The sequence below is a fragment of the Streptomyces sp. NPDC001270 genome (assembly GCF_042896695.1).
Classification (GTDB): Bacteria; Actinomycetota; Actinomycetes; order Streptomycetales; family Streptomycetaceae; genus Streptomyces.
Window position 1 is genome coordinate 114,187 of sequence record NZ_JBIAXM010000005.1, and the last position, 22,315, is coordinate 136,501.

The following is a 22,315-nucleotide window of genomic DNA, read 5'->3' on the forward strand; positions in this document are numbered from 1 at the left end:
GCAGCTCTGCCGCAGGTCCAGTCCGGTTCGTGCGGCAACTGCGAGTTGAGCAGCCGCTCCGACGGGCCGCGAGTGATCTCACCGAACAGCTCAGGCGGCGGCGAAGCAGTCCCTGACGGTGCCCGTCCCGGCGCAGCTCGTCGAGCCGTCCGTGGGCCACCGCGTCCACCCGCTGCCCCACGTACTGGCGCAGCATCGCATCGCCCCGCCCTTTCGTGAGCCGAGCCGCGCCGATCCGCCCAGGTTTGGCCGGAACGAGAAGGGCCGCCTGGCTGTACGGCAGGGCCGGGTTCTCGGTCAGCAGCAGGTGGACCCGCGCGGCGTCACCGCCGTAGCCGACCGGGCCCGTGCACGGCTTGATCGGTCCGTCCCCGTCCCGGGCCGCCACCTGGTGGACCCGGCATTCCGTGCACCGGGATCCAGCAGGAGCCGGCGGGCCTTCGCCGCCTCGGTGGATCAGCCGCGGTGAGCGCGGAGTTCCGCTTCGATCAGGTCGGCCGCTCGCCGGGTACCGCCCTCCTCGGCCGTCTCGGCCTGGATCCGCTTCAGCCGCCGGGCCACCTCGGGGTCGTCGACAAGGGCGAGTGCCGTCGCCCGCAGGGTCGCCGCGTCGGCCTTCTCCGTGTCCAGGCGCCGGGCCACGCCGAGCCCCTGGAGCATGTCGGCGTTGCCGAACTGGTCCACGGCCTGCGGTACGGCGATCATCGGCGTGGCCGTGGCCAGCCCCTCCTGGCTGCCGCCCGCCCCGGCGTGCGTGACGAACAGGTCGGCCTGCTTGAGGATCGCCAGTTGCGGAACCCAGGTGCGCAGCTCGACGTTCGAGGGTAGGTCGCCCAGCTCGGCGGGGTCGACGTGCCGGCCGATCTGGAGCACCAGGTGCCAGCCGGGCAGCTCCGCGAACGCCGCGACGCACTCCCGGTAGAACGCGGGCTGTTTGGTGAACGCCGATCCGAGCGACACCAGTACGACCTTCTCGGCATCCGCCGGGCGCCGCCAGTCGCCTTCCGCGGCGCGGTCGCCCTGGCAGGCGCCGACGAAGCTGTACACGCGCTCGTCGACCCGGTCGGCGTGCGGCTGGAGCGCCTTGGGGATCAGGACGATGGAGCGTGGCGGACGGCCGGCGAAGGGGTCGGGGTGCTGGGAGATCCCGTTCTCCCGGAGCCAGCCCTCGAAGCGTGCGTAGTAGGCCCGGCCGCGCTCGGTCTTCCCGGGTTCGGCCCACAGCGGCTCGGCCACCTCCTCCTCGTAGCCGTCCCAGGCGACCAGGTTCGGGGAGAGGGAGATCGCGGGCACGCCCCACCGGTGGGCGAGGACGCGGGCCGGATAGGAGGCGATGTCGTGCAGCACGAGGTCCGGTACGCCGTGCCCGCCGTGCTCGTAGGACTCGATCAGCTGCGGGAGCGTCTGGATGGCGTCGTCCAGGAACGGCTCCACGTTGTCCAGCAGGGTGGTCCCCCAGGCTTCGGGGTCCGCGTCCGGGCCGGGCAGCGTGGAGATGTAGGTCACGGGCACGGCCCCGGTCCCGGCCACCTTCTCGGCGAAGGCCGGCGGGATCCCGTACGTCACCCGGTGCCCCCGCGCGACGAGTTCCCGGATCACCTCCAGGCTGGGGTTCACATGGCCGTGGGCGGCGATGGAGAACATGGCGATGTGCGAGGGACTGGTCATGCCGCCGACGCTAAACGAGACGATACGTATCGTGCAATGAGGTTTTCGGGGGTCCGCCACCGCCCGCGGGGTGCCGTGGCCCCGCGGATCCTGGTGTGCCCCCGGCCGCGCGGGTCCGGTCACACGGCCGCCTCCGGCCCACCGTGTGGAGGTCCCGGGCACGCCCTGCGACCTGTGCGGATGCGAGACTGACCGGCGGGCGGCGCGGGTCGGACGGCGCCGTGGGCACGGACACGGAGGCGGACGATGGACGAGGCACGCGCGCGGGACGTACTGGAAACGGCGAGGGTGCTGCCGGGTCCGGCCCGGGACGCGCGGCTGCTCGCGCTGGGCGAGAACGCGGTGTTCGCCGCCGGTGACCTGGTGGTCAAGGTGGGCCGGGACGCCGAACTGCTGGAACGGGCCCGGCGCGAACTGCGGATCGCCGGCTGGCTCGCCGAGGCGGGGGTCCCGGCGGTGCGGGCGGCCGAGCCCGAGGCCCGGCTGGTGGCGGGGCACCCGGTCACCGTGTGGCACCGGCTGCCCGCCGCCGTACGCCTGGCCGAGGCGCGGGACCTGGCCGAGTTGCTGCGGCTCGTGCATGCTCTGCCCTCCCCTCCGTTCGAACTGCCGCCCCGCGAGCTGCTGGGCGGTGTGGAGCGCTGGCTGCGGCTCGCGGGTGACGCGATCGACCCCGCGGACGCGGCCTATCTGCGCGAGCGACGCGACGGATTCGCGGCGGCCGCCGCCGCGCTGACGCCCGAGCTGCCGCCGGGCCCGATCCACGGCGACGCACTGCCCCGCAATGTGCACATCGGCCCGGACGGACCGGTCCTGGTCGATCTGGAGACCTTCTCCGCCGACCTGCGCGAGCACGACCTGGTGGTCCTGGCCCTCTCCCGGGACCGCTACGGCCTGCCCGCTGAGGACTACGACGCCTTCACCGGGACGTACGGCTGGGACGTGCGTGCCTGGGCGGGCTGTTCGGTGCTGCGCGGCGCCCGGGAGACGGCGAGTTGCGCATGGGTCGCCCAGCACGCCCCGGCCAGTCCCGCGGCGCTGGAGGAGTTCCGGCGCCGGGTGGCCTCGCTGCGGGACGGGGACGAGACGGTGCGGTGGTACTCCTTCTGAACCGGGCCCGGCCGGTTCACACCCGTTCGTCCGCCGCTTCCCGCAGCGGCCAGGTGCCGTCTACCACCGCGCCGGCGTCGCCCTTGCGGCGCAGGAAGTTCTGGAAGTCCGCCGCCCAGGCCGCATACCACTCGATCTGACGGCGGTGCAGGTCCGCCGGGCCGAGTTCGGCGATCTTCGGGTGGCGGTCGGCTATCGCGCAGGCCAGCCGCGCCGCGGCCAGCGCGTCGGCCGCGGCGTCGTGGGCGGTGTCCAGCACGATGCCGTACTCCGCGCAGACCGCTTCGAGGTTGCGCTTGCCGCGGCGGTAGCGGTCGACCCAGCGGTCAATGGTGTAGGGGTCGACGACCGGGCCCGGCTGGGCGCCGCCGAGCCGGTCGGAGAGCGACGGCAGGCCGTGGCGCCGCAGTTCGGCGGTGAGCAGGGAGAGGTCGAAGGCCGCGTTGTAGGCGACGACCGGGACGCCCGCCGTCCAATGGGCGGTCAGGACACCGGCGATGGCGTCCGCCACCTGGTCGGCGGGGCGGCCCTCGCTCGTCGCGCGTTCCGTGCTGATCCCGTGCACCGCCACCGCGTCGGCGGGGATCTCCACGCCCGGATCGGCCAGCCACTCCCGGCGCCCCACGGGCCGGCCGGCCCTGACCTCGATCACGGCGCCCGTGACGATGCGTGCCTCGCGTGGATCCGTGCCGGTCGTCTCCAGGTCGAAGCCGATCAGCAGCTCCTGGTGCCAGCCCATGGGCGGCCCCCCTTCTTGGTGGTGCGTTCCCCCAGTGGTCTCCACCATCGCACGCCCCACTGACAATCCGAGGACCGCATTCCGCATGTGCCGAAGGGCGGGCCGGGCACGGTTCAGGACACGGGGCGCGAATCCGCCCAAGCCAGCTCGAACTCCTCGCGATAGGTCGGGAAGAGACCCGCTTCGGCCACGTCGTCCGGCTTGACCACACGGCTGCCGCCCCGCAGCACCAGCACCGGAGACTCCATCCCCCGCGCCCCGCGCAGATAGGACTGCACCACGGCTATGCCGTCCGTGCCGTCACCGTCCACGAGGTACGCCGTGAAGCGCGGCGTCTCGTCGTACACCTGGATCTCGAAGGCGCCCGGGTCGCGCAGCCGGGAGCGGACCCGGCGCATGTGCAGGATGTTCATCTCGACCGACCGGCTCAGTTCGCCCCGCTTCATCCCGAGTTCGCGCTCCCGGCGCTTCACCGCGCTGGAGGCCGGGTTCAGGAACAGCAGCCGGACCCGGCCGCCGGACTCGGCCATGCGCACCAGGCGCCGCCCGGAGAAGTTCTGCACCAGCAGGTTGAGGCCGATGCCGATGGCGTCCAGGCGGCGGGCCCCGCCGAAGATGTCCTCGGCCGGGAACTGGCGCAGCAGCCGCACCCGGTCGGGGTGCACGGCGACCACGTCCGCGTACCGGTCGCCGACCAGGTCCTCCACCGCGTCGACGGGCAGCCGGCGCGCCGACGGCACGTCACCGCCTGCGCCCAGGATGTCCAGGAGCCGGGCGGAGGCCCGCTCGGCCTGGTTCAGGACGGCCTCGGACAGGGCGCGGTTGCGCGAGACGACGTTGCGGGTGACCTCCAGCTCGTCCAGGGCGAGTTCGACGTCCCGGCGCTCGTCGAAGTAGGGCTCGAAGCAGGGCCAGTGCTGCACCATCAGTTCGCGCAGCTGCGGCAGCGTGAGGAAGCTGAGCACGTTGTCGTCGGCCGGATCGAGCAGGTACCCCTTGCGGCGGCTGACTTCGCGTACGGCGACGGCGCGCTGCACCCACTCCTGTCCGGCGGGGCCCGCCGCGGCTACCACCCAGTCGCCGCCGTGGACGGGTTCGTAGACGGGCCGCAGGACCGCGGCCACGACCGCGCGCAGCCGCTGCTCGACGAGGTTCAGCCAGATGTAGGCCCGGCCGGCCCGCTGGGCCCGGGTGCGCACCTCCAGCCAGGCGTCCGTGTCCCAGTCCAGTTCCGGGCCGATGGATCCCACCGCGTCCATCGGCCGGGCGAGGGACACCGCGCCGGGCGGGACGTCTGTGGAGTTCCCCTCGTGACCCTCGTCACCAGGGGGCAGCTCCAGCCCTCCCGAGCCCACCCGTGCACCGCCTTCCGCTCCCCCGGGCATCCCCGTCCCAACGATCAAGGAAGGGTACTCCGGGAGCGGTCGGCGGTGCAGCCGGATGCACAGGGTCGTTGCTCAACTGCGCGGCTGCCAGTGTCCGTTCTGCCAGGAGAGCTGGTCGGGAGTGAGCGGATTCATGGCGGTGACGTCCCTGGGCGCGATGGAGAATCCCTGCCAGTGGACCGGCATGGGCTGCTGGTCCTCGTCCCGGGCGATGTGGTGGAAGCCGACGTTCACCCAGGCCACGGGGTGCGTGAGGGTCTGCCCGTTCACCCACTTGTCGACCGACTTGCCCGCCCCGGCGGGGCAGGCGCCGGTGTTGTTGCTGGCGAACTGCTCGCACTTGTTGTACTCGGTGAAGTACAGGTCGTGCTTGGTGAAGCTGCGCCCGGGGTACTTGGTGGTGGCGCCGGGCACGATCTCGTACGAACGGGCGTGCCCGTCCTTGTTCTTGCCGGTGGCGCTGACCACCCGCCACCAGCGGTACGCCCGGTAGTCCCCGGCCAGTTCCTTGGTGACCGTGGTGCGGGTGGTCTTCGCGGTGGGGGCCTCCTGGCCGTGGGCGGGCGCGGAGACGGCCGAGTCGTACTGCTCGACCTTCGTCCGGGACGAGCCGTCGAGGCCGAAGTCCAGCCGCCAGAAGACGTTGTGGCTGTGGCTGGTGGCGTATGCCTTGGCGCCCTTGCCGATGGGCCAGCCGCGGCCGTCGCCCGCGTCGTAGTCCTCGTAGGACAGGCTCCCGGTCGCGCCGACGTTCATGGTGATCGTGCCGTCGTCCTGGAAGCGCCACTCGGAGATGTACTCGTACCAGCCGACCTGGTTGACCGTGTACACCAGGAGGTCCTGGCCCTGCGCCTGGTAGACCTTGGTCGCGCTGTCGCCCTGCATCCGGTAGGCGTGGCCGCGGGAGCGGGTGGTGGTGCACAGGCCCTTGACGTTCGGGTGCTGCGGGTCCCACGCGCCGGGCACCTTGACGGTCCTGATGGTGCCGCCGGGGCACTCGCCCGGGGCCAGGTTCATCAGGCCCTGCGCGAAGCCGAAGCCCGTCAGGTCGTCGTACTCGACGCTGCCGTCGTCGTAGGGGACGTGGATCTGGCCGAGCCGGGCGCTGTTGAGCACCTTGATCGGCTTGGCCTCGCCCTTGGGCTGGTAGGAGACGTCGTCCAGGACGAGCCCAGCCTTGCTGTCGTAGCGCCAGCACATCCGCCAGGTGGTGCCGCCGGCGAGTTTCTGCTCGACGCGGTAGGCAGCGCTGCACTCGGCGGCGGCCGGCGCCGCGGCCCGCGGCTGGGCGGCGGCCGGACCGGCGCCGGCCGTGGCGCCGGCGGTCAGCGCCGCCACGGACAGGCCGACGGCCGCCCGGGTGCGGGCACGGCTGATGGTGTTCACGGGCATGAGGAAGTGACTCCCTTGCAGGAGGTGCGGACGGCACCGGGATTCGGGCGGTACCGGAGTTCGGTTCTGGGCGGGGTGAGCCGCGGTGGCGAAGCGGACGGCGGGTCAGCCGCGGTGCAGCGCGGCGACCTTGCGCGCGCTGAGATCGACGACCAGGTAGCGGGTGTCGATCCAGGGCCCGTTCACGACCTTCGGGAACAGCCGTACGCAGCGGTGCTCGCCGCACTTGTCCAGGGCCGCGGGCTGGGCGCCCGGCGCGGCCCGGTAGACCGCTCCGTTGAGCAGCAACTGGTCCGGGGAGGTCAGGTCCCGGCCGGTGGCGTCCCGGTAGTCGGCGCGCAGGCCCGCGCCCAGCCGGTCGTCGATCAGGAGCCGGGCCGCCTCGGTGTACTCGGCGTGGCTCAGCGGCGGCTGGACGCCGTGCTGGACGCCGGTCCGCACGACCTTCCCGGCGGCCAGGTCGACGGTCCTGGTGACGAGGGTGTCGTTGCGGTAGTCGTAGAAACTCACGTCCGCGCGGCGCGGCGCCGCCGGGTCGTCGACCTCGCCGGCGTCCGGCTCGGCGAGGTCGACGGTGAGCTGCTGCGGGCCGCGTCCGCCCTCGACGTCCTTGCTGGATTCCCGCAGCTGCGGGTTGTCGGCGATCCTGGCCGCCCGGTCGGTCTCGTCGTCGGTGAGCGGGTCGGTCCCCGTGCCCCGCGCGCCTTCCTCGGGCGCCTGTTCGACCACGCCCGGCGCGGCCGCGGTGTCCCCTCCCGGTACCGCCTGCCCCGCGGCACTGCCGCCCGCCGCGCCGCCTCCCGTGTCGTCGGCCCCCGCCGTGCCCGGCAGGGTGATCGCGGCCATCACGGCGGTTCCCGCCACCGCGATGGCCGCACCGGCCACCACCTTGCCCAGATGGCGGTGCACTATGTCGCGCACATTTTCCCCCTACTCCCCCTGTGTCCCGGGAGTACGTGTCTGCCCCACTGGTTCGGCACACGGCGTCCCATGCGGCGCCGCATGCACTGGTCGCCCGGTAAGAGGGCAGTAAGTCGCAGGAGGTTCCGTCACTTTCCGGCGGGACTCGGGGCCGCGGCGCTCCCCGGGGCGCGGCACACCTGGAAGAGTCGTGTCCATGCAGGTCTGGCCTGGAGAGGCATATCCGCTCGGTGCCACCTATGACGGCGCCGGGACCAATTTCGCGGTCTTCACCGAGGCCGCGGACCGAGTGGAGCTGTGTCTGCTGCACGACGACGGCTCGGAGACGGCGGTGGAACTGCGCGAGAGCGACGCCTTCGTGCGGCACGCGTACCTGCCCGGTGTCATGCCGGGACAGCGGTACGGGTTCCGGGTGCACGGCCCGTACGATCCCGGGCGCGGACTGCGCTGCAATGCGGCGAAGCTGCTCCTCGACCCGTACGCGAAGGCGGTCAGCGGCTCGGTCGACTGGGGCGAGGAGGTCTACGGCTACCACTTCGGCGCGCCGGAGAAGCGCAACGACCTGGACTCGGCGCCGCACACCATGACGTCCGTCGTGATCAACCCGTACTTCGACTGGGGCGACGACCGCAGGCCGCGCACCGAGTACCACCACACGGTGATCTACGAGGCCCATGTGAAGGGCCTGACCATGCGGCACCCGGGGCTGCCCGAGGAACTGCGCGGCACCTACGCGGGGCTCGCGCATCCGGCGGTGATCGAGCATCTGACGGGGCTCGGGGTGACGGCCCTGGAGCTGATGCCGGTGCACCAGTTCGTGAACGACCACCGGCTGGCCGACCTGGGCCTGAGCAACTACTGGGGCTACAACACGATCGGCTTCTTCGCCCCGCACAACGCCTACGCCTCCTGGGGCGACCGGGGCCAGCAGGTCCTGGAGTTCAAGTCGGCGGTCCGGGCACTGCACGAGGCCGGGATCGAGGTCGTCCTCGACGTGGTCTACAACCACACCGCCGAGGGCAACCACCTGGGTCCGACGCTGTCGTTCCGGGGCATCGACAATCCGGGCTACTACCGTCTCGCGGACGACCCGCGCCACTACACGGACACCACCGGCACCGGGAACTCGCTGCTCATGCGGTCCCCGCACGTCCTGCAAATGATCATGGACTCGCTGCGGTACTGGGTCCTCGACATGCATGTGGACGGCTTCCGCTTCGACCTCGCGGCCACGCTCGCGCGGCAGTTCCACGAGGTCGACCGGCTGTCGTCGTTCTTCGACCTGGTCCAGCAGGACCCGGTGGTCTCCCAGGTGAAACTGATCGCCGAACCGTGGGACGTGGGCGAGGGCGGCTACCAGGTGGGCAACTTCCCGCCGCTGTGGACCGAGTGGAACGGCAAGTACCGCGACACGGTGCGGGACCTGTGGCGGGGCGAGCCGCGCGCGCTCGCCGAGTTCGCCTCCCGGCTGACCGGCTCGTCGGACCTCTACCAGGACGACGGGCGCCGCCCGCTGGCCTCGATCAACTTCGTCACCTGCCACGACGGGTTCACGCTGCACGACCTGGTGTCGTACGACGCCAAGCACAACGAGGCCAACGGCGAGGACAACCGGGACGGCGAGAGCCACAACCGGTCCTGGAACTGCGGGGTGGAGGGCGCCAGCGACGACCCGGCCGTCCTGGAGCTGCGCGCCCGCCAGATGCGGAACTTCGCCGCCACCCTGATGCTGTCCCAGGGCGTGCCGATGCTCAGCCACGGCGACGAGTTCGCCCGCACCCAGCGCGGCAACAACAACGCCTACTGCCAGGACAACGAGCTGTCCTGGGTGCGGTGGCCAAAGGACCGCCACGAGCTGCTGGAATTCGTCCGGACGATGGTGTGGCTGCGCAAGGACCACCCGGTCCTGCGCAGGCGGCGCTTCTTCCACGGCCGGCCGGTGGAGGGCACCCGTGACGAGCTGTCCGACATCGCCTGGTTCACTCCGGAGGGCCGGGAGATGACCCAGCGGGACTGGGAGACGGCGCGGGCCTCGGCCCTGACGGTTTTCCTCAACGGCAGCGCGATCTCCGAGCCGGGCCCGCGCGGGGAACGCGTCGTCGACGACTCCTTCCTGCTGATGTTCAACGCCTCACCGGGAACCCTGGACTTCGTCGTGCCGGTCGGCCACGGGCGGCAGTGGCGGATCGCCGTGGACACCTCCCGCGCCCGGGGCGTACCGCCGGACCCGGGCCCGCGGGTGACGGCCGGCGACCGCCTGACCCTCCTGGACCGGAGCCTCGCGGTGCTGCAACGCCCCGCGTAGGGCGGGTGGGGCCGCCGTCCGCCCCGCGCGCGTGGCCGTACGCGTCACGCGCGCGTGGGCACCTGCGCGGCCCGGTGACACGGAAGGCGGCGGGATGGGTACGTAGGTCTGCATGACAGCTGAGCGATCCGGTCCGGCGGTGCCCACGGCCACCTACCGGCTTCAGATGCAGCCCGGGTTCCCGTTCGCCGCGGCCGCCGCCGCCGTGCCCCACCTGGCCTCGCTCGGCGTGTCGCACCTGCATCTGTCCCCCGTCCTGGAGGCGGTGCCGGGCTCCCCGCACGGCTACGACGTCGTCGACCACGCGCGCGTACGGGACGAGCTGGGCGGCGAGGAGGGCCTGCGGGCGCTGGCGCGCACCGCGCGGGAGCACGGTCTCGGCCTCGTCGTGGACATCGTGCCCAACCACATGGCGATGGCCCCGCGCCACAACCGGGCCCTGTGGGAGGTCCTGCGGGAGGGTCCCGCGTCGCCGTACGCGCGCTGGTTCGACATCGACTGGGAGGCACAGGGCGGCCAACTGCTGCTGCCGGTCCTCGGGGGCCCGCTCGGCGCGGAGAGCGCGCACCTGGTGGTCGACGGCGACGTACTGCGCTACCACGACCACGCCTTCCCGCTGCGCGAGGGCACCGGGAAACTGCCGCTGACCCGGCTGCTCGACGCGCAGTGGTACCGCCCGGTGTGGTGGCGGCTGGCCCGTACGGAACTCAACTACCGGCGCTTCTTCAGCATCTCCGAACTCATCGGCGTACGGGTGGAGGACCCGGAGGTGTTCGAGGCCACGCACGCCAAGATCCTCCAGTTGCTGCGCGAGGGCGTGGTCGACGGGCTGCGCGTCGACCACCCCGACGGCCTGGCCGACCCCGGGGGCTATCTGCGGCGGCTGCACGAGGCGGGCGGCGGACGCTGGACCGTCGTCGAGAAGATCCTGGCCGACGGGGAGCGCCTGCCCGCCTCCTGGCCGGTGGCCGGCACCACCGGCTACGACGCCCTGCGGCACGTCGACGGGCTGTTCACGGACCCGGCCGGGTCCGGTGAACTGCTCGGCCACTACCGGCGGTTCGCGGCGCCGCAGACCGACCGGGGCGGCGACTGGGACGCGACGGTGCGGCGGGCCGCCTACAAGGTGCTCACGCACGAGCTGGCCGCCGAGACGGACCGGCTGACCCGGGTGGTGGGCCGGCTGTGCGCCGCGTCCCCGGACCCCGCTCTGCGCGACCGCGCGCCCTGGGCGCTGCGCACCGCGCTGCGGGAGCTGCTGGTCCGGCTGCGGGTGTACCGGCCGTACTCCCCCGGGGACGCGGCGCGCGTGATCACCGAGGAGGCCGCCGGCCAGGCCCGGCACGCCTTCGTGGTGCCCGAGGAGGGCGAGGCCGTCGATGTCGTGCTCGGCCTGCTGCTGGGACCGGACGGTGACGGGGCGCCGGGCGTGGGGCCGGGCGGCGCGGAGTTCCGGGCGCGGTTCGCGCAGACCGCGTCGGCGCTGCGCGCCAAGTCCGTGGAGGACACCGCGTTCTACCGGTACGTGCCGCTGCTGTCGGCCACCGAGGTCGGCGGCGAGCCCGGCCGGCCGGCGGTGTCCCCGGCCGGCTTCCACGCGTACTGCGCGCGCGTGCAGCGCGACTGGCCGGCCACCGGGACCGTGGTCTCCACGCACGACACCAAGCGCAGCGCCGATGTCCGCGCGGCGCTGGCCGTGCTGACCGAGTGCCCGGGACGGTGGGCCGACGTCCTCGCCGAGGTGAGCCGCAACGGCGCGGCCGGACCTGACGCGCAGCTCGCCTGGGCCGCCTGGCAGACGGTCTTCGGGCTCGGCCCGGCGGACCCGGAGCGGATCGGGCAGGCCCTGCTGAAGCACGCGCGCGAGGCGGGCTTGTACACGAGTTGGACGGAGCGGGATCCGGCCTACGAGGAGGCGCTGGCGGCGTTCGTCGCGGCCGGTCCGTGCGGGCCGCCGGGCGGGCGGGTGGCCGCCCTCCGCGACGCGCTGGCGGCGCACGTACAGGCCAATGTCCTGGGCACCGCCCTGGTCCATCTGACGATGCCCGGGGTGCCGGATCTGTACCAGGGCACGGAGGACGAGTACCGGGCGCTGGTGGACCCGGACAACCGGCGGCCGGTGCGGTTCCCGACCGGGGCGGACGGCGAGGCCGGAGAGGCCCTGGAGCCGGGGCGGTCCGGGGAGAAGACCGCCGTGACGGCGGCGGCGCTGCGGCTGCGCGCGCGCCGGCCGGAGGTCTTCGGGGACACGGCGACGTACGCGCCGCTGTCCGCGCGGGGTCCCGCCGCGGCGCACTGTGTGGCCTTCGCGCGTTCCGGCGCGGTCGTCACCGCGGTGACGCGGCTGTCGCTGCGGCTGGCGGAGGCGGGCGGCTGGCGGGACACGCGGCTGGCGCTTCCGCCCGGGCGCTGGGCGGACGTACTGGCCCCGGGGCGGGAGTTCGACGGCCACGCGCGCGTGGCCGACCTGTTCGAGCCGAGGCCGGTGGTGCTGCTGGAGCGGACCACTGAAACCGGGTGAGGGTGCGGCGGGGACCGGCTGAGGCGACCGCGGGGACCGGCTGAGCGGGCCGGCCGGGCCGGCCGAGGAGAGGGCAGCCGGCTGGGCGGCCACCCGGTGGCGCCGGGCCGACCGCACCCCGCGCCGTCGGCCGATCTCCGTCCCCCCACAGCCGATCTCCGTCCCCCCACAGCCGATCTCCGTCCCCCCACGGCCGATCTCCGTCTCCCGACGGCCGACCGCTGTCCTCAAGCGGCTGACCGCCGTGCAGGCGGCCAGACGGCCAGACGCCAGGCAGCCAGACAGGCGGTCAGACAGACAGCCAGCCAGACAGGTGGTCAGAAAATCAGCCGCCGGCCGGACGTACTCGGCTCGCCCCCGCCCGCGCCCCCTCGCCACGTGGCGCACCCGGTGTCGGGGACCGTACCGGAAGGGGCGCGGTGGGCCGCGGGGGCGGCCAGGCCGTGCGCAGCAGGTCGGTGAAGGCCGCGGCGGCGCCGGTGAGCGGCAAGCGGGCGTGGACGGCGAGGGGCCGCCGCCAGGGCGGGTCGGGCGTGAGGACGACGCAGTCCTCGCCGACCGCTGCGTGCACGATGTGGGACGGCGCCGCGCACACCCCGACCCCGGCCGCGGCCATGCGTACGGCCGTGGACGTGTGCTCGGTCCACACGGCGGTGACCGGTCTGAACCCGGCACTCGCGCACGCCCAGTCGAGGAAGCGCTCGCCGTGCACCACCGGTTCCATGGCGCAGCGGATCCAGGCGTGGTCGGCGAGTTCCGGCAGTGTCACCGTCGTACGGCCCGCGAGCCGGTCGTCGAACGGGACGACGAGGACGATCTCCTCCTCGCCGACCGGGACGACGGTCCCGTCGCGGCCGGCCGGCACGGGACCGACGGCGAGGTCCGCCACGCCGCGCTCCACCGCGTCCTCCAGGGCCCCGGCGGTGGCGTACTCGTGGAGGTGCAGCAGCACCCGGGGATGGGTCGCGTACCAGCGGGCGAAGACGTCGGGCAGGGCGCCCACGGCGATGGAGTGGAGGGCGGCTACATGGAGTTCGCCGCCCTCGGCACCGGCCGCCGCGCGGGCCGCGCGACCGGCCTGAGTGGCACTGCGGACGGCGAGTTCGGCGTGCGGCCGGAAGGCACGGCCCATCGGGGTGAGGCGCGCTCCGCGCGGCAGACGCTCCAGGAGCTGGCCGCCGACCGCCCGCTCCAGGGCCTTGATCTGGTGCGAGAGCGCGGACTGGGTGACGTGCAGCGCCTCGGCCGCACGCGTGAAGGACGCCTCTTCGACGACCGTGAGGAAGTACTCCATCTGCCGCAGACTCATCGCGGGTTCATCCCCCGGCCCTCCCATGAATATTCTGCATCGGTTCCACAAGAACATTGCCTTGGACTCATGGCAAGGGGTGGGCCGAGGGTGGAGAACATGAACACACCGGACGTCATCGTCGTCGGCGGCGGCACCGGCGGGTACAGCACCGCCCTGCGCGCCGCTTCCCTGGGTCTTCAGGTGGTGCTCGTCGAGCGCGACAAGGTCGGCGGGACCTGTCTGCACCGTGGCTGCGTCCCGAGCAAGGCGATGCTGCACGCCGCCGAACTCGTGGACGGCATCGCCGAGGCCCGCGAGCGCTGGGGCGTGCGGGCCGCGCTGGACGGCGTCGACTGGCCCGCCCTGGTCGCGACGCGCGACGACATCGTGACGCGCAACCACCAAGGCGTGACGGCGCATCTCGCGCAGGCGGGCGTGCGGGTCGTGCACGGCAGCGGACGGCTGACGGGTCCGCGCACGGTCCGTGTCGAGGGCGTGGGCGAGGACTCCGGGCCGGGCCCCGGCGTGCTCGACTTCACCGCGCGGCGCGGGATCGTGCTGGCGACCGGCTCACGGCCGCGTACCCTCCCGGGGCTCGCACCGGACGGAGAGTACGTGGTCACCAGCGACGACGCGCTGTTCGCGGCGGGCCTGCCAGCCTCCGTCCTGGTGCTGGGCGGCGGCGCGATCGGCGTGGAGTACGCCTCGTTCCACCGGTCCATGGGCGCCGAGGTCACCCTGGTGGAGGCCGCCGAGCGGATCGTGCCGCTGGAGGACACCGACGTGAGCCGCCACCTGACCCGCGGACTGCGCCGACGCGGCATCGACGTGCTGGCGGGAGCGCGGCTGCTGGACGCGGAGGTGCTGGAGCGCGGCGTACGCGCGCGGGTCCGCACCGCGCGCGGCGAGACCCGCACCGTGGCGGCGGACCGGCTGCTGGTGGCGGTCGGCCGGGCCCCGGTCACCGACGGTCTGGACCTGGCTGCCGCGGGCCTGGTGACGGATGGGCGCGGCTTCGTGGCGCCGGCGGACTGGAAGCGGCTGGAGACGGCCGTGCCGGATGTGCACGTCGTGGGTGACCTGCTGCCGCCGCCGTCCCTGGGGCTGGCCCACGCGTCGTTCGCGGAGGGGCTGCTGGTGGCGGAGACCCTGGCGGGGCTGCCGCCCGTGCCCGTCGACTACGCGGCCGTACCCCGGGTGACGTACTCGTCCCCGCAGACCGCGTCCGTGGGGCTGGCCGAGGCCGAGGCACGCGCGCGTGGGCATGACGTCGTGGTCGGCACGATGCCGCTGACGGCCGTCGCCAAGGGCATGGTGCACGGCCGGGGCGGTCTGGTGAAGGTGGTCGCCGAGGCGGACGGCGGACGGGTGCTGGGCGTGCACCTGGTGGGCCCGCACGTGTCCGAGATGATCGCCGAGGGCCAGCTCGTGGTCGGTTGGGACGCCCAGCCGTCCGACGTGGCCCGGCATGTGCACCCGCACCCGACCCTCTCGGAGGCGGTCGGCGAGGTGTTCCTGACGCTCGCCGGGCGCGCCCTGCACCAGCAACGGTGACCGGCGGCCCCGCCGACCGCACCACCCGTCCCCCGCGCCCGGCCACCACCGCCCCCACACCTCGCCGCCCACCACTCCCACGCCCGGCCACCACCGTGCCCCGCGCCCGGCCCCCGCCCTTTCCCGCGCTCGGCCACCATCGGTTCCCGCGCCCGGTCGGTATCGGCCCGCCGCGCCGTTCGGCCGGGAGTGCGTCCGGGCGCCCCCTGGCGCCTCCCCCGTGTCATCCTTGACAGTTCCCCCCTGCCGTGCGGCACTGGGGGTGGCGAAGTCAGGCGGACAAGTCGGGGGTGAGTCTGCTGCCGGAGCTGCATTACCCAAGCGTTCCCGAACTCATAGCGGCCGCGACGGTGTTGGCGAGGGAGCGCCCAAGCCTGTGCGGACTGCGTCAAGTGGGTGTGTCCAGCGCGGGCAGACCTCTGCACCTGCTCTCGGTGGGACGTGCCCGGCAGGCCGTCCTGGTGGTGGCGGGCGCCCACGCGAACGAACCGACCGGCGGGTCCACGCTCCTCGCCGTGGCCGAACGGGTCCTGCACGAACGGGAGTTGAGGTCCGGAGTGGCCTGGCACTTCCTGCTGTGCGCGGACCCGGACGGGGCGAGCCTGCATGTGACTCCGGCGCCGCGCAGCCTGCTCGACTACCACCTCGGCTTCTACCGCCCGGCCGGGCCGGAGCAGCCGGAGTGGTCGCCGTCCGTGCTGCCGCCGGACCGGCTGCCGCCCGAGACGCTGGCCCTGACCGGTGTGATCGACGAACTGCGGCCCTACCTCCAGGTGACGCTGCACGGAACCGATCTGGGCGGCAGCTGGGTGCAGTTGACCAAGGACGTGCCGGGACTCGCCGAGCCGTTCGCCAAGTCCGCGGCCGAGTTGCACATCCCGGTGGAGACCGGCGCGTCGGACGCCGCCGGATGGCCCACCTCCGGACCCGGGGTCCGGGTGATGCCGGGACCGGAATCCGGTGTCGCCTACCCGAGCATGCCGGACGACGCGCGGCGCAGTACCTGGTACCACACGCACCGGTACGGCGGTCTGACGGCCGTCATCGAGGTGCCGATGTGGGCGAGCGACCTGGTGGACGATCCGGCGCCGCATCCCGCTCCGGCGGCCGCGATGCGCCGGCTGGCGCACCGGCTGCGGCGGGACGCGGCGCAGGTGGAGCAGGTGCTGGCGGAGGCGCTGCCCCGGCTGGAGGGCACCGAGGATCCGCTGCTGCGGGCCGCCGGCTGGGCGCTGGAGCTGATCCCGGGGCTGGCCGCGGACTGGATCCACTCGCCGCCCGTCGACACGACGATGGCCTACGTCGGCAGCGTGGACGCGTTCGGACGGCGGCTTCCGCTGCGGGCGGCGGCGATGCTGCTGCGGGTGCTACGGGCCACCGACGACCGTGCCGCGCCCGGGCTCGAACGGCTCGTGGCCGGGTGGTGCGAAGCCTTCGCGAAACGTTTCCGCGCGCGGTGGGTCCCCCTGGAGCACCAGGTCGAACACCAGGCGCGCACGGTGCTGGCGGCGGCCCTGCACGCACGCGAGACGACCATGTGAGCCGACCGCGTGAGCGCGCCGGCCACCGTGGCGTCCCCGCACGGCGCCCGGCGCTCCCGGCGCACGGGCACGGCAACCGGAACCAGAACCGGAATCGGCACGGGCACAGGCACAGGCACAGGCACAGATATGGGTACGGCCAGGATCCCGCTCGCGCTCACGCCGCCGCGAGCCGGAAGGCCACCCGGCCGAAGGCGACCTGGTCGCCCGCGCGGACGACGGCGGCGCCGATCACCCGACGCCCGTTCACGACCGTGCCGTTGGTCGAACCGAGGTCCCTGAGGACCCACATGCCGCCCTGCCGGGTGAGTTCGGCGTGCACACGGGAGACCGTCTCGTGGGTCAGCCGCAGGCCGTTGGCGGGGTCGCGGCCGATGCGCAGCGGGTGGACGGCCGCCGGGTGCGGCAGTTGCAGCTTGGGCAGCCGTTCGGCCTGCCAGGCCCTGCGCAGCCGTACGGTGAACCCGGAGACCGCTTCCACGGCGCGCAGGACGGTGCGCGCGAGGCTGCCCTCCCCCGGCAGGTCGGCGGTGAGCGCGGCGAGTTCGTCGGGCCGGCGGGCGGCGAGCACGAGTTCCATGCGGTGCACGAACGTGTCGTGCGACAGCCGGCCCAGGGCGACGCCGTCGCGGAGCACCTTCAGCGCCTTCTCGCGCTCGGCGTCGGACAACCGCGCGGGATGAGTGTGGTGCTCGAAGGACGACGTCACGCTGGTGATTGTCGGCCAGCGCGACCGGGGGTGTCCAGCAGGCCCCGGCGGCGCGGAAAGGGCCGCCACGCGCGCGTACTTCCGGCGACATGCCGGAAGCCAGGATTCGAAAGCGGATCGATGCCGCTCACGGCACGATGGACGGACTACATCACGGTGAGCAGACGAAGGGGAACCGTCCGTGCAGTTCGAGGTGTGGGCACCGCAGGCAGGCCGGGTGACGCTCCATTGCGAGGGCGCCACGCGCGCGTTGGAACGCGATCCGGAGCGGGCGGGGTGGTGGTCGGGGCAGGCGGAGGCGGGTGACGGCGCACGGTACGGGTTCGCGCTGGACGACGGCCCGGTGCTGCCCGATCCCCGGTCGCGCCGCCAGCCGGACGGACCGGACGGGCCGAGCGCCGTGGTCGACCACGGGCGGCACGCGTGGCGTGCGCGGTGGGCGGGGCGCTCGCTGCCGGGCGCCGTGCTGTACGAGCTGCACGTGGGCACGTACACCCCCGAGGGCACGCTGGACGCGGCGGCCGATCGGCTGGACCACCTGGTGCAGCTGGGCGTGACGCATGTGGAGTTGATGCCGCTGTGCCCGTTCCCGGGGCGGCACGGCTGGGGTTACGAGGGCGTGTCGCTGTGGGCGGTGCACGAACCGTACGGCGGTCCGGAGGCGCTGAAGCGGTTCGTCGACCGGGCGCACGGACTCGGGCTCGGCGTGGTCCTGGACGTCGTGCACAACCATCTGGGCCCCTCCGGCAACCATCTGCCCGCGTTCGGCCCGTACTTCACCGAGACCCATCACACCCCTTGGGGCGCGGCCGTGAACCTGGACGCGCCCGGCTCCGACGAGGTGCGCGCGTATCTGGTGGGCAGCGCGCTGGCCTGGCTGCGCGACTACCGGATCGACGGGCTGCGGCTGGACGCGGTGCACGCGCTGCGGGACACGCGCGCGGTGCACTTCCTGGAGGAGCTGTCGGCGGCCGTGGACGGTCTCGCCGCCGAACTCGGCCGACCGCTGTTCCTGATCGCCGAGTCCGACCTCAACGACCCGCGGATCATCACTCCGCGCGCGGAAGGCGGCCTCGGGGTGCACGCACAGTGGAACGACGACTTCCACCACGCCCTGCACACCGCCCTGACCGGCGAGTCCCAGGGTTACTACGCCGATTTCGCGCGGGCTCCGCTCACCGCCGTCGCCAAGACGCTGACCGGCGGTTTCTTCCACGACGGTACGTATTCGAGCTTCCGGGGCCGGCGGCACGGCCGGCCGCTGGACCGCGCCCGCGTCGCCGGGCACCGGCTGCTCGGCTACGCCCAGACCCACGACCAGATCGGCAACCGGGCCCTGGGCGACCGGCTGGCCGCCACGCTCTCCCCGGGCCTGCTGGCCTGCGCGGCGACGCTCACGCTGACCGTGCCGTTCACGCCGATGCTGTTCATGGGCGAGGAGTGGGCGGCGGGCACACCGTGGCAGTTCTTCACCGACCACACCGACCCGGAGCTGGCGGAGGCCGTACGGCGGGGCAGGCGGCGGGAGTTCGCGGCGCACGGCTGGGCCGAGGAGGACGTGCCGGACCCACAGGACCCGGCGACCCGCGACCGTTCCTGCCTGGACTGGTCGGAGCCGGAGCGCGAGCCCCACGCGCGCGTACTGGCCTGGTACCGCCGGCTCGTCGCGCTGCGCCGGGAGCAGCCGGACCTCACCGATCCCGACCTCGCCGACACCAAGGTGGCCTGCGACGAGGAGGCACGCTGGCTGGCCTTCCGCCGCGGGGACGTCCGGGTCGCCGTGAACCTCGGCCCCGAGCCCGCGGCGATTGCGCTGGGCACCGGCCGGGCCGGGGTGCTCGCCGCGTGGGAACCGGTCGGGACGCCGGGCCCGGACGGAGTGCTGCACCTTCCCGGGGAGTCCTGCGTCGTCCTGCATCAGGGCTGACGCGCGCGGGCCGACAGGCGCGGGCGGACGCACCCGCCGCCGGCGGCGCCCACTGTCCCATCCGCCTGCCACCGAACCCGCCCACCGCCGGACCCGCCCACAGTGGGCTCGGCCCCGGGATCCGCTCGCCGTACGTCGGCACCGGGCCATGGGGGCGGCCCCGGTCGGCTACTCCCTGTCGTCCGGCGATTCGTCCGGCAATTCGTCCCTGAGTTCGGTCACCCGCTCCAGCAGGATCGCCTCCCAGGCCCGGCGCAGTTGGCTCCGCAGGAGCGGCAGCGGACCCACGTCATGGCCCGCGAGGCGGTCCGCGAGCCGCAGGACGGTGTCGCAGCGGGCGAGCCACAGGCCGCGCAGACAGGGCCGGGGACCGTAGTCGGCGAGGGTGGCGGCGCGCACGGCCGCGCCGGAGCCGACGGCGAGCGCGAGCCCGGCAATGTCCTCGGCGGGATCGCCGACGGCCGCGTCGGTCCAGTCGAGGACACCGCGCACCCGCCCGTCGGGGCTGACCATCAGGTGCTCGCCCTTGAGGTCGTGGTGGACCAGGACGGCGATGCCGGTTTGCGCGGTGAGCTGTGCCGCGCCGGTCCGGGTGAGCTGCCGCAGCAGGACGGGGTCGAACTCGTCGGCGGCACCGAGGCGTTCGGCGGCGGGCACCGCCATCCGGCGCAGCGCCTCCAGGGAGCGCGGGGCGGCCCGTGGCACGCCCAGGCTGCCGGCCTGTCGTACGGGCACCTCGCGCAGGCCCGTGAGCAGCCCGGCCAGGTCGGCCTCGCCGACGGCGGACACGTCGTTCTCCTCCCCGGAGCCGCCGGGCAGCCTGGTGTCGAGGGTGTAGGACAGCCCCGGCGCCCACTCGCCGTGCGCGACGCTGACCGGGACGCCCACCGGCAGATACGGGCGTACGAGGTCGCGCAGGCGCAGCTCGCGCCGCTGGCGGACGGTGGCGTCCCGGTCGAGGGCGAGGCGCAGCACGTAGGTGCCGCCGACCCACCACGTGGCGTGCTCGCCGCCCTCCGCGACCGGCCGCACGTCGGGTCCGGACGCGCCGTACGCGTTCTCCTTGACGATGGCACGGATCAGCCGGCGGACGGTGTCCGTGGAAGGGGGCGGTGCCTGGGTCATGGTCGGGCCGTTGTCGTCCGGGATGTCGTCGAGTGGGGTCTCCTGCTCGGGGGGCGGCGCGGGACGGCGCCCTCACTCCACTATGACCATCTCCCGGGTGGTGTCGTTGAGCCGGCGGCCGCCGTCCTCGGTCACGGTCACGATGTCCTCGATGCGCACCCCGAACCGGCCGGGCAGGTAGATGCCGGGCTCCACGGAGAAGCACATGCCGGGCACGAGGGGCCGCTCCTCGCCCTCGATCATGTACGGCGGCTCGTGCGTGGTGACGCCGATGCCGTGACCGGTGCGGTGGATGAAGTACTCGCCGTACCCGGCGTCCTCGATCACCGCACGGGCCGCACGGTCCACCTCCTGGCAGGCGGCCCCGGGCCGGACCGCGCGGAAGCCCGCCTCCTGGGCGGCGCGCACGATGTCGTGGACCCTGCGCTCCTCGTCGGTGGGCTCGCCCACGTGGACCGTGCGGGTGGTGTCGGAGCCGTAGCCGTCCTTCAGGCCGCCGAAGTCCAGGACGACCATGTCGCCGCGGCGGATGACGCGGTCGCCGACCTCGTGGTGCGGGTTGGCGCCGTTCGGCCCGGAGCCGACGATGGTGAAGTCGACCTGCGCGTGCCCGAACCGCCGCAGCAGGCCGGCCAGGTCGCGGCCCAGGTCCGTCTCGCGGCGCCCGGCGAAGGTGGCCTTCCGGATCTCCTCGAACGCCGCGTCGGCGGCGGCCCCCGCGGCGGCCAGCAGTTCCAGTTCAGCGGCGTCCTTGACCGCGCGGAGCATCGGCAGGGCGTCGGTGAGGGAGGCGTAGGAGGTGTCGGGCAGCGTCTTCTGGAGGCCGAGCAGGTGCATCGCCCAGGCGTTGTCGCTGATGCCGAACCGGCCGTCCGGGGCGAGCAGGGTCCGGGTCACCGTGTAGGGGTCCGTGCCGTCGGTCCAGTCGCGCAGCGTCAGGGCGGGTGCGCCGGCCGCCTTCTCCGCGTCCGGGGCCTCCAGGGTGGGCACGACGAGCACCGGATCCCGGCCGGGGGCCAGTACCAGCAGGGTGAGCCGCTCGGTGGCGGCGGTGGGTGCGTAGCCGGTGAGCCAGACCAGGTCGGGTCCCGGGGCGACCAGCAGCCCCGCGAGCCCCGCGTCGGCGGCGGAGCGCGCCGCGCGCTCCATACGGGCCCGGTAGTCGTCGGCGGTGAACTGAGCGGGGGCGCTACCGGACATCCGGGCCTCCTGGGACGCGTGCGGGGGCAGGGCAGGGAACCACGGAAGCATCCTGCCCGGACGCGGGGGACGACGCGAGCCGGTTACGGACTCGCGCCCGCCCGGGCGGGTCGTCGCGGAGCCGGGCCGACGCCTTCACCGACCCCTCGCCCCGACCGGAAAAGCCACCGAGGTACGTCGGTGCGCCCCTGGAACACGGCCGGAACACCGCCCTCCGCACCCCCTCGAAGCGGACCCCCTCGAAGCGCACCCCCTCCCCACGCGCTCCCCACACCGGAGCCGCCGGCCGTCCGTTCCCCGGTGCTCTCAGGTGACGACGCCGGGGACGACGGTCAACTGCTGGTAGCCGCCGCTTGAGTGGCGCAGGGTGAGGGTGACCGGTGCGCCCGGTCGGGCCCGGGAGACGGCCCGTAGGAGATCGGCGGCCGTGTCGACGCGGCTCGGCCCGAACTGGAGGAGTACGTCCCCGCGGACCAGGCCCGCCGTGTAGCCGGGGCCGGGCACATGGACGCCGATGACCAGTGCCCCCGCCTTCTCGGCGTCCACGGCCTCGACGCCGAGCGTCAGGCCGGCCGGCGCCGCCGCGGGATGCGGGGCCGCCGCGTGCGTGACCGGGGCCGACGGGCGTGGCGGCGGCTGCCGCTCGGCGTCGGCGAGTTTGCCCATGCCGATCACGGTGGCGCCGACGGTGCCGAGTCCGACGCCGGACAGGACCAGCACCGCGCCGGCGAACAGGCCGAACAGCACGGCCCTGATCCGCCGGCCGCGCCGGCGGGCGGCGTGCGGGCGTCGGGTGGGACCCGGCGTGCCGTCGGCCGGCCGTTCCTGACCGGGCACCGGCTGGGGACGCAACGCTGTCTGTTCCATGGATCGCCTCCGGCAGGTGTCTACCCGGAGGGTGTGGGCACGACGAGCCACGAACGAGTG

Annotated in this window: 16 protein-coding genes; 6 read left to right on the top strand and 10 right to left on the bottom strand. The window is 73.9% G+C overall.

Annotated elements, in window-relative coordinates:
• Positions 1-456: 456 nt before the first annotated feature.
• On the bottom strand, positions 457-1,668 hold the full coding sequence (gene mgt / locus ACFY2B_RS10530) for a macrolide-inactivating glycosyltransferase (RefSeq protein ID WP_390762750.1): 1,212 nt from the start codon (positions 1,666-1,668) through the stop codon (positions 457-459).
• A 246-nt stretch (positions 1,669-1,914) separates the two neighbouring features.
• On the opposite strand from mgt, the gene ACFY2B_RS10535 reads away from it, so the two are divergent.
• The gene (locus tag ACFY2B_RS10535; RefSeq protein WP_390762751.1) at positions 1,915-2,778 is read left to right on the top strand and encodes a phosphotransferase enzyme family protein; all 864 of its coding nucleotides are present in this window, start codon (positions 1,915-1,917) and stop codon (positions 2,776-2,778) included.
• Positions 2,779-2,794: 16 nt separating this feature from the next.
• On the opposite strand, the gene ACFY2B_RS10540 is transcribed toward ACFY2B_RS10535, so the two are convergent.
• The 4 genes from ACFY2B_RS10540 to ACFY2B_RS10555 all read right to left on the bottom strand — a co-directional run bounded on the left by ACFY2B_RS10540 (position 2,795) and on the right by ACFY2B_RS10555 (position 7,215).
• The gene (locus ACFY2B_RS10540) at positions 2,795-3,517 is read right to left on the bottom strand and encodes a 3'-5' exonuclease (RefSeq protein WP_390762752.1); all 723 of its coding nucleotides are present in this window, start codon (positions 3,515-3,517) and stop codon (positions 2,795-2,797) included.
• Positions 3,518-3,630: 113 nt separating this feature from the next.
• Entirely contained in the window at positions 3,631-4,902 is a 1,272-nt protein-coding gene (locus tag ACFY2B_RS10545) for an SAV2148 family HEPN domain-containing protein (RefSeq protein ID WP_390762753.1), read from the bottom strand.
• 72 nt (positions 4,903-4,974) lie between these two features.
• The gene (locus ACFY2B_RS10550) at positions 4,975-6,294 is read right to left on the bottom strand and encodes a copper amine oxidase (RefSeq protein WP_390762754.1); all 1,320 of its coding nucleotides are present in this window, start codon (positions 6,292-6,294) and stop codon (positions 4,975-4,977) included.
• Between the two features lie 105 nt (positions 6,295-6,399).
• On the bottom strand, positions 6,400-7,215 hold the full coding sequence (locus ACFY2B_RS10555) for a Tat pathway signal sequence domain protein (RefSeq protein WP_390762755.1): 816 nt from the start codon (positions 7,213-7,215) through the stop codon (positions 6,400-6,402).
• 196 nt (positions 7,216-7,411) lie between these two features.
• Here ACFY2B_RS10555 and glgX point away from each other — a divergent pair, with 196 nt between their 5' ends.
• Positions 7,412-9,520 carry a glycogen debranching protein GlgX gene (gene glgX / locus ACFY2B_RS10560; protein ID WP_390762756.1) on the top strand — a complete coding sequence of 703 codons (2,109 nt, stop codon included), beginning with the start codon at positions 7,412-7,414 and terminating at the stop codon, positions 9,518-9,520.
• Positions 9,521-9,632: 112 nt separating this feature from the next.
• Positions 9,633-12,041, top strand: coding sequence for a malto-oligosyltrehalose synthase (gene treY / locus ACFY2B_RS10565; protein WP_390762757.1), 2,409 nt, complete (start codon positions 9,633-9,635; stop codon positions 12,039-12,041).
• A gap of 325 nt (positions 12,042-12,366) precedes the next feature.
• Here treY and ACFY2B_RS10570 read toward each other — a convergent pair whose 3' ends face one another.
• Positions 12,367-13,350, bottom strand: a complete 984-nt coding sequence (locus ACFY2B_RS10570) for a LysR substrate-binding domain-containing protein (RefSeq protein ID WP_390762758.1) — start codon at positions 13,348-13,350, stop codon at positions 12,367-12,369.
• 99 nt (positions 13,351-13,449) lie between these two features.
• Here ACFY2B_RS10570 and lpdA point away from each other — a divergent pair, with 99 nt between their 5' ends.
• Both lpdA and ACFY2B_RS10580 read left to right on the top strand, forming a co-directional pair.
• The gene (lpdA, locus tag ACFY2B_RS10575) at positions 13,450-14,886 is read left to right on the top strand and encodes a dihydrolipoyl dehydrogenase (protein WP_390762759.1); all 1,437 of its coding nucleotides are present in this window, start codon (positions 13,450-13,452) and stop codon (positions 14,884-14,886) included.
• Between the two features lie 290 nt (positions 14,887-15,176).
• Positions 15,177-16,427 carry a M14 family zinc carboxypeptidase gene (locus ACFY2B_RS10580; RefSeq protein ID WP_390762760.1) on the top strand — a complete coding sequence of 417 codons (1,251 nt, stop codon included), beginning with the start codon at positions 15,177-15,179 and terminating at the stop codon, positions 16,425-16,427.
• Between the two features lie 157 nt (positions 16,428-16,584).
• On the opposite strand, the gene ACFY2B_RS10585 is transcribed toward ACFY2B_RS10580, so the two are convergent.
• Positions 16,585-17,136 carry an FHA domain-containing protein gene (locus ACFY2B_RS10585; RefSeq protein ID WP_376522976.1) on the bottom strand — a complete coding sequence of 184 codons (552 nt, stop codon included), beginning with the start codon at positions 17,134-17,136 and terminating at the stop codon, positions 16,585-16,587.
• Positions 17,137-17,317: 181 nt separating this feature from the next.
• Between ACFY2B_RS10585 and treZ the strand changes: the two genes are divergently transcribed.
• Positions 17,318-19,063, top strand: a complete 1,746-nt coding sequence (treZ, locus tag ACFY2B_RS10590; RefSeq protein WP_390762761.1) for a malto-oligosyltrehalose trehalohydrolase — start codon at positions 17,318-17,320, stop codon at positions 19,061-19,063.
• A 168-nt stretch (positions 19,064-19,231) separates the two neighbouring features.
• Here treZ and ACFY2B_RS10595 read toward each other — a convergent pair whose 3' ends face one another.
• The 3 genes from ACFY2B_RS10595 to ACFY2B_RS10605 form a co-directional block, all read right to left on the bottom strand.
• A complete protein-coding gene (locus ACFY2B_RS10595) occupies positions 19,232-20,188 on the bottom strand; it encodes an aminoglycoside phosphotransferase family protein (protein ID WP_390762762.1) in 957 nt (318 codons plus the stop codon).
• Between the two features lie 72 nt (positions 20,189-20,260).
• A complete protein-coding gene (locus ACFY2B_RS10600) occupies positions 20,261-21,388 on the bottom strand; it encodes an aminopeptidase P family protein (protein ID WP_390762763.1) in 1,128 nt (375 codons plus the stop codon).
• 306 nt (positions 21,389-21,694) lie between these two features.
• A complete protein-coding gene (locus ACFY2B_RS10605) occupies positions 21,695-22,255 on the bottom strand; it encodes a PDZ domain-containing protein (RefSeq protein ID WP_390762764.1) in 561 nt (186 codons plus the stop codon).
• Positions 22,256-22,315: the final 60 nt, after the last annotated feature.

What these genes read in the sequence shown, in the direction of transcription:
- mgt (WP_390762750.1), bottom strand. Translation starts at nt 1,668, where the DNA reads ATGACCAGTCCCTCGCACATCGCCATGTTCTCCATCGCCGCCCACGGC.
- ACFY2B_RS10535 (WP_390762751.1), top strand. Translation starts at nt 1,915, where the DNA reads ATGGACGAGGCACGCGCGCGGGACGTACTGGAAACGGCGAGGGTGCTG.
- ACFY2B_RS10540 (WP_390762752.1), bottom strand. Translation starts at nt 3,517, where the DNA reads ATGGGCTGGCACCAGGAGCTGCTGATCGGCTTCGACCTGGAGACGACC.
- ACFY2B_RS10545 (WP_390762753.1), bottom strand. Translation starts at nt 4,902, where the DNA reads ATGCCCGGGGGAGCGGAAGGCGGTGCACGGGTGGGCTCGGGAGGGCTG.
- ACFY2B_RS10550 (WP_390762754.1), bottom strand. Translation starts at nt 6,294, where the DNA reads ATGCCCGTGAACACCATCAGCCGTGCCCGCACCCGGGCGGCCGTCGGC.
- glgX (WP_390762756.1), top strand. Translation starts at nt 7,412, where the DNA reads ATGCAGGTCTGGCCTGGAGAGGCATATCCGCTCGGTGCCACCTATGAC.
- treY (WP_390762757.1), top strand. Translation starts at nt 9,633, where the DNA reads ATGACAGCTGAGCGATCCGGTCCGGCGGTGCCCACGGCCACCTACCGG.
- ACFY2B_RS10570 (WP_390762758.1), bottom strand. Translation starts at nt 13,350, where the DNA reads ATGAGTCTGCGGCAGATGGAGTACTTCCTCACGGTCGTCGAAGAGGCG.
- lpdA (WP_390762759.1), top strand. Translation starts at nt 13,450, where the DNA reads ATGAACACACCGGACGTCATCGTCGTCGGCGGCGGCACCGGCGGGTAC.
- ACFY2B_RS10595 (WP_390762762.1), bottom strand. Translation starts at nt 20,188, where the DNA reads ATGACCCAGGCACCGCCCCCTTCCACGGACACCGTCCGCCGGCTGATC.
- ACFY2B_RS10600 (WP_390762763.1), bottom strand. Translation starts at nt 21,388, where the DNA reads ATGTCCGGTAGCGCCCCCGCTCAGTTCACCGCCGACGACTACCGGGCC.
- ACFY2B_RS10605 (WP_390762764.1), bottom strand. Translation starts at nt 22,255, where the DNA reads ATGGAACAGACAGCGTTGCGTCCCCAGCCGGTGCCCGGTCAGGAACGG.